The sequence below is a fragment of the Kitasatospora sp. NPDC001261 genome, from assembly GCF_042896795.1.
Taxonomy (GTDB): domain Bacteria; phylum Actinomycetota; class Actinomycetes; order Streptomycetales; family Streptomycetaceae; genus Kitasatospora.
In genome coordinates this window covers 1-1,370 of sequence record NZ_JBIAXP010000080.1, presented here as the reverse complement: position 1 = coordinate 1,370, position 1,370 = coordinate 1, and the positions used below count along the sequence as shown (strand labels likewise).

General features: G+C 65.3%; 1 protein-coding gene. It reads right to left on the bottom strand.

Annotated elements, in window-relative coordinates; all coding sequences use genetic code 11:
* Positions 1-11 precede the first annotated feature (11 nt).
* A partial coding sequence (locus ACFY4B_RS42605; RefSeq protein ID WP_387977208.1) for an FAD-binding protein occupies positions 12-1,370 on the bottom strand: 1,359 nt, incomplete at its 5' end.

Here is a 1,370-nt window from a genome sequence, read left to right as displayed (position 1 = left end):
GTTTTTGTGTGTTAGGGGAAGATGTTTTGGCCGGGGGTGAGGGTGTGGGTGGGGTCGTAGGTGTTTTTGGCGTTGGTGAGGGTGGTCCAGTGGGGGCCGTAGTGGTTTTGCCAGTCGGTTTGGGTCATGTTGGGGATGGCGCCGACGAGGTAGCGTTTGGCGCCGAGTTGGGTGGCGGTGTTGTAGAGGGTGCGGTTGCGGGTGAGGGCGGGTTGGGGGTTGGTGTTGGGGTGGGGGAAGGCGAGGAAGTCGAAGAGGTAGGTGGTGGGTTCGTTGGGGGTGATGGCGAGGGGGTGGGTGAGTTTGTTGGTGTGGAAGGGGTAGCAGAGGAGGAGGCCGGCGCCGATGTCGTCGGGGGTGATGTGGGGGAGGGCTTGGTTGAGGAAGGTGGGGGTGGTGGTGGCGGGGAGGAAGAGGGAGAGCCAGGGTTTGGGGGCGTTCCAGTAGCCGAGGTTTTTGATGGTGTCGGCGAAGGTGTCGGCGCGGTAGGTGTAGTCGCGGTAGGTGGTGTCGTTGGTTTCGGTGGTGGTGGGGTTGAGTCCGGTGAGGAGGGTTTGGGGGTTGGGGGGTGTGGTGTTGTAGTGGGCGACGGCTTCGATTTTGTAGCGGGGGGGTTGTCCGTTGGGTTGGATGAGGATTTCGCCGACTTGGGAGGGGAAGCGGCCGTCGTTGAGGATGGTTTGTTGGTCGGTGAGGAAGGTGTGTTGGTCGTTGTAGGTGAGGGTGAGGACGAGGGCGCGTGTGGGGGCGGGGATGAGTTTGACGGTGGCGCGGGTGATGATGCCGACTTGGCCGGCGCCGGCGAGGGCGGTGTGGAAGAGGTCGGGGTTGCGGGTGGGGGTGGCGGTGAGGATGCGGCCGGTGCCGGTGACGATTTCGATGGATTCGACGGTGTCGGCTTGGAGGCCGTGTTTGTGGACGGTGGAGCCGATGCCGCCGATGCTGATGGTGCCGCCGATGGAGAGGTGGAGGTAGTCGGTGAGGCAGGGGGGTGTGAGGTTTTGGGCGAGGGCGGCGTCGGTGAGTTGGGCCCAGGTGACGCCGGCGTCGACGGTGGCGTTGGTGGGGGTGATGGTGTGGATGCGGTTGAGGGCGCGGGCGTTGATGCTGATGCCGCCGGCGGCGCCGGCTTGGCCGTAGTTGGAGTGTGATTCGAGGTCGTTGCCGGTGCCGCTTTGGCCGTTCATGGCGACTTTGAGGCCGTTGTGGCGGGCGTAGTTGATGATGTTGGCGATGTCGTGGGGGCCGGCGGGGTTGAGGACGGCGTAGGGGGTGGTGGTGGTGAGGCGGCCGAAGTCGTGGGCGTGGGCGGTGGTGGTGGTGGGGTTGGTGGTGAGGGTGCCTTGGAGGGGGGGTAGGGGGGCGATGTG